The 4980-nt window shown below is 42.3% G+C and carries 4 protein-coding genes and 1 pseudogene; 1 reads left to right on the top strand and 4 read right to left on the bottom strand.

The genetic code is table 11. The features are described from left to right. Positions 1–195: 195 nt before the first annotated feature. Positions 196–591 (bottom strand): annotated as a pseudogene (locus H6G48_RS02900) (DUF4351 domain-containing protein); the annotation flags it as partial. A 218-nt stretch (positions 592–809) separates the two neighbouring features. Then, positions 810–2237 carry a glycosyltransferase family 2 protein gene (locus H6G48_RS02895; protein ID WP_190718898.1) on the bottom strand — a complete coding sequence of 476 codons (1428 nt, stop codon included), beginning with the start codon at positions 2235–2237 and terminating at the stop codon, positions 810–812. Positions 2238–2448: 211 nt separating this feature from the next. Here H6G48_RS02895 and H6G48_RS02890 point away from each other — a divergent pair, with 211 nt between their 5' ends. Beyond that, positions 2449–3684: a bifunctional sterol desaturase/short chain dehydrogenase gene (locus H6G48_RS02890; protein WP_190718895.1), complete on the top strand. Its 1236-nt coding sequence runs from the start codon at positions 2449–2451 to the stop codon at positions 3682–3684. A gap of 10 nt (positions 3685–3694) precedes the next feature. Here H6G48_RS02890 and H6G48_RS02885 read toward each other — a convergent pair whose 3' ends face one another. Beyond that, the gene (locus tag H6G48_RS02885) at positions 3695–4639 is read right to left on the bottom strand and encodes an NAD(P)-dependent alcohol dehydrogenase (RefSeq protein WP_190718892.1); all 945 of its coding nucleotides are present in this window, start codon (positions 4637–4639) and stop codon (positions 3695–3697) included. A gap of 98 nt (positions 4640–4737) precedes the next feature. Beyond that, positions 4738–4980 (bottom strand): IS30 family transposase (locus tag H6G48_RS02880; RefSeq protein ID WP_190718888.1); only part of this gene is annotated, 243 nt, incomplete at its 5' end.

Here is a 4980-nt window from a genome sequence, read left to right as displayed (position 1 = left end):
ATAATTTTGCTAATAAACATAGCAAAATTATAGATGATTTCCTGACCTAAGATCACATTTTATTCTTTTTTCCACTTCAATCTAAGAATTGAGAAAAAAGCAAAACCCTCCATCATACCATAAAAAAATTATGCAAGAGGTCTAAAGAAACCCGTTTTCTCATTTGTTGCGAATATGCGATCGCTAACGTCAAAACTAGGCAGTTAAAGTATTTAACCAATTGATTAAATCTTCAACCGTAGAGAAATCGAATAAAGCTTCTGCTAATGCTTCGACATCATCAATACTTAACTCCATAATTTTAGTTTCTAATGAAGGATTAATCTCCCCTAACTTTCGTTTAAGTTGACGAAGAATCAATGTCTTTTCGCGTTCGATACCTTGTTCAATACCTTGTTCAATACCTTGACGCATCCAACTGGTAGTAATTTGCATAACTCCCTCCTGTACGGGTTGACTAAATGTGCTAATCTCTTCTTGAAATTGTCTCTCTTCGACTGGATTTAGATTGAGATATGTATCAATAAATCCGGAAATTAATGGCATTTTTGCAGGATTTAACCTTAAAGTAATTAACAAGCGCAGACATTCCACTAACCGATCACAAAAAAAACTGGAGCGAGCGCTTTTCGCCACCCCAGTGCTGTCACGGAATTCAATTCTGTATCTAAATTAACACATTATTGGCAGCAAGCATGATTAAGGAAATTGGAAATTTTTCCCAAAGGGGTTTCCAAAGGCTGTAACCTTGACTGACAGGGGATTTCGAGCCTGATAAGGCCAAAGTTTTTGGAGTCTATCCTCGAAAATTAAACTTCGGCGCTGAGATGTTCACCCAGATGAACGGTTTTCACCCATTTTAAACGTTTAGGACGCAAAGCCATCCGCAGGCTGACACTGGGAATAATAATAAACCAGTGCATCATATAAATCATGCCACGAATGGTTTGAGCAAGGATGTCCAAACCAAGAGCAAAAGTGAATTTTTTACCCGTATTAACTCGGATTAATCCTGTCACCATACCCCAGAGAGAAAGGGAAAGAGCCAAACCAGTTAAAGGAGTTAAAATCGGAGCTTGATGCTGGGTAATAGTGATTAAAAGATCGGGAATAGCGGCCGCAGGTAAGATATATTGAACGATCAAAAAAGCAATTAAATCAAACTTTTTCGGCCAAGGCATGGGAGACTTTAAAATTGCTTTCCAATAGTCGAGATAACGCTGAAAACCACCTTCGGCCCAGCGATTGCGCTGATGCCATAAAGCGATCGCAGTTGTCACCCCTTCTTCCGCTACTGCGGGAAAATTTAAGATATTAATTTTCCAATTATCGATATGGAGACGAATAGTTAAATCAAGATCGTCGGTGATCGTCTGTTCATTCCAACCCCCGCAACGATTTAAGGCACTACGACGGACAAATTGACCATTTCCGCGCAATTCTCCGATCCCTCCCACCGCGATCCGTTGCTGTTGGAAACAGCTATCAAAGATCATTTCTACCGCTTGTCCTTTTGTCCAGAAGTTTTCGGCAGCATTGGCGATCGCTTTTCGCACCTGTACCGCACCCACTTCTCGATCGTCGAACATCGGGACCACATGACGCAGTAAATCGGAGGATAATCCCGCATCCGCATCGAATACACCGATAATTTCCCCGTTAGTCAGGGATAAAACCTGATTCAAGGCGCCGGATTTGCCACCTCCGGCATTAGCAGGACGATGGAGAATTTGTAATTGGGGATATTCTAAAGCAAGGCGATCGAGAATCGCACCCGTGTTATCGGTACTATAGTCATCGACGATCCAAACTTCTAACTTATCTTGGGGATAGTCTAGATGACAGAGATAATTAACCAGTTTCGTGATTACGGTTTCTTCATTTTTGGCCGCTACTAAGAGGGACACCCTAGGGACAGAGGTTAAATCCTGATCCAGTAAAGGAATTGGGGGCGTTTCTGGTTTCGTGAACAGCAGCCGCAAAGCTTGTCCCGATAGTACCATAGTTAGGGCGATAATTGCCCAATAACCCCAACTCAGCCAATGAAGTCCGATAATTATTGTCCAGATCGCCATGAGGCTAAAAGCCGCTTTCTGTCTGCGTCCCGATCGGCCTTGAAAAATTTCGCTCCTAAATTCGTCCTCCTCATCTTCGGGATCGGACCAGTCAGATAGGAGGGAACCAATCGGGTCTAATTCTTCGTTATCATCCTCTCGCGACCAATAATTTTCTGCCATAATCGACTCAGGTTAAGTAACTGTTCCAGTAGACGCTTGTTTCTTGCTTTATTTTACCGAAAATTGTTAAAATTTTTAACAGAATCTTAAGTTTTTTCGGGAAAGAAACCCTAGGTTTTCAGGCTATTGGTTTTTTTTGCCCGATAAATGCGCTTTTTCGGTTAAGATTGCTTTGTTTACATTCGTTGAGAAAATTTAACATTTATCCCCTATGTCAAACCTGCTCCTCTGTGTCGGACTGATTTGTGGCTCAATTATTTGGGTGGAGATCGTGCGTGATTGCTATCATGCTCTAGCCCACCATTGGCAGCCCCTTTATCGTCTGCACGTCTGGCATCATCGGGTTTTTCGTCCCGATCTGTCGGTAATGAGCGAGGAAATTTATCGTCGGGCGCACTGGTACAATGATGTACCGGAGGCCTTGTTTATGTTGGCTGCCAGTGTTTTACCCGTACTACTGGCCTACTCTTGGGGGTTCGATCGCCCTTGGTTGGGTTGGTTAGGCTCCCTTTATACTTTGGCTTTTCTCAGCACGGCGATCGGTCGAGGTTTAGGTATCGCTAATCTGGAGGAATTAACCGATTTAACCCATCGTCCGGGGCAATTTGAGAGTTTCCCCGCTCAATGGCGCGTTAATCGTACCTACCACTGGCGACACCATTTTGATAACCAAAAGGCTTATTATTGTGGCACTTTCACCTTTATGGATAAATTGATGGGGACGGCACTTTCTCTCAAGGGTAAAACGATCGCCATTACTGGAGCGAATGGAACCTTAGGGCGATCGCTGTTAAAGTACCTACAACTGAAGGGAGCCAAGGTGATCGCGCTCACTTCCGGGGAGAATGCGATCGCTCTTGAAATTAACGGCGAATCAGTACCCGTAAAAACCGTAAAATGGCAAATCGGTGAAGAAACGCAACTTGAGAACCTATTTAAGTCTGTAGATATACTGATTTTAAATCATGGCGTTAATGTCCACGGCCAAAGAACCCCAGAAGCGATCGAATTAGCCTACGAAGTGAATACTTTTTCCGTCTGGCGTTTAATGGAATTATTCTTCAAAACTGTCCGCACTAACGAGCAAATTGCGCGCAAGGAAGTCTGGGTGAATACCTCGGAAGCGGAGGTTAATCCTGCCTTTAGTCCCCTCTACGAACTCAGTAAACGAGCGATCGGTGATATGATTACCCTGCGTCGTTTAGATGCCCCCTGTGTGGTGAGAAAGCTAATTCTTGGCCCTTTTAAGAGTAATTTAAATCCTGTGGGTATTATGTCCGCCGATTGGGTGGCTAAACAGATTATCAAGGCGGTACAAAGGGATAGCCGCAATATTATTATTACTATTAATCCCTTGACTTTTATCACCTTTCCAATTAAGGAATTCTCTGTTTCTACCTACTTAAAACTATTTACTCGTTCCCCAAAAAACCGGGAAAATCCCTAACTATTTATCCTTAATCCGGGATCAAGACTATTTTTCCGCGCACTCTTTCCGATTCACTATAATTATGAGCTGCTGCCACCTGGGAAAAAGTATAGGTGCGATCGATTCTAACAGTTAATTTACCCGATTCGATCGCTTCTTTGAGAAATTGCCAGTCGGACGCTTGTGCTTGAGCAGAAAATATCAGTTTCCCTTTTTGGGGCAACCAAGCACCGAGATAATTTAAGAGGATAATTCCGGGATTTGGGAGGGTGGTTATATAGGTGCCTTGGGGTTTTAAAAGCTGACGACAGTGCCAAAAAGAAGACTTAGCCACAGCATCGAAGATTATATCATATTTCTGCTCAGTTTTTCTCCAATCTTCTTGGGTATAATCGATAACTTTATCTGCTCCTAAAGAGGTGACATAATCGATATTTTTACTACTACAAACTCCATCTACTTGCGCGGAGAAAATTTTCCCTATCTGCACGGCAAAGCTACCCACTCCTCCCGATGCACCATTAACTAAAATCCGATTTCCTGCTTGAATATTGCCAAAATCTCGCAAGACTTGCAAAGCGGTAGAAGCAGCTAAAGGAGTGGCGGCAGCTTCAATAAAACTCTGATTATGCGGTTTTTTAACTAACAGGGAAGCGGGAATAATTGCATATTCGGCATAGGTTCTACCAGGCAATTGATTGAGAAAACCAAAAACCTCATCTCCGCTCTGGAATTGTTCCACCTGACTACCTTTTTCAACGATAATTCCCCCATAATCAAAACCTAATTGCAGGGGAAATTTATTACCTGTGGCTATTTTGAGCATTCCCCGACGAATCTTCCAATCAATCGGATTAATTCCCGCTGCCATAATCTTAATTAAGACTTCTTTCCCTTGGGGAATTGGCTTTTCTATGTCTGTGTATTGGAGAACATTACTATCGCCATAGCGATTAATGATAATAGCTTTCATAATTAAGAAAAAAGTTGATAAAATAGCAAAGGAGCAAAAGTAATGACCAAGAGAACAAAAATCCAAACTCGTCCCGCTAAAAGATTATAATGGCCGATTCAAGTCTGAATTGCATCACTATCTGATCTACCTTTATAGAATACCTCATTGGGGGTCTGATAGTCAAGACATTTTCGAGGACGATTGTTAATTAAGTTTACGGCTCTTTCCACCTCCTCTGGCTTAACGATTTTAAAATTCGTTCCCTTGGGGAAAAATTGTCTTAACAGTCCCTTGGTCTGCTCGTTTAATCCCCTCTCCCACGAATGATAAGGAGTAGCAAAATAAAAATCTGCTCCTAG

Source organism: Microcystis flos-aquae FACHB-1344, assembly GCF_014698375.1.
In the GTDB taxonomy this organism is placed as follows: domain Bacteria; phylum Cyanobacteriota; class Cyanobacteriia; order Cyanobacteriales; family Microcystaceae; genus Microcystis; species Microcystis aeruginosa.
The sequence above is the reverse complement of the archived record's forward strand: the minus strand, read 5'-3'. Positions and strand labels throughout refer to the sequence as shown.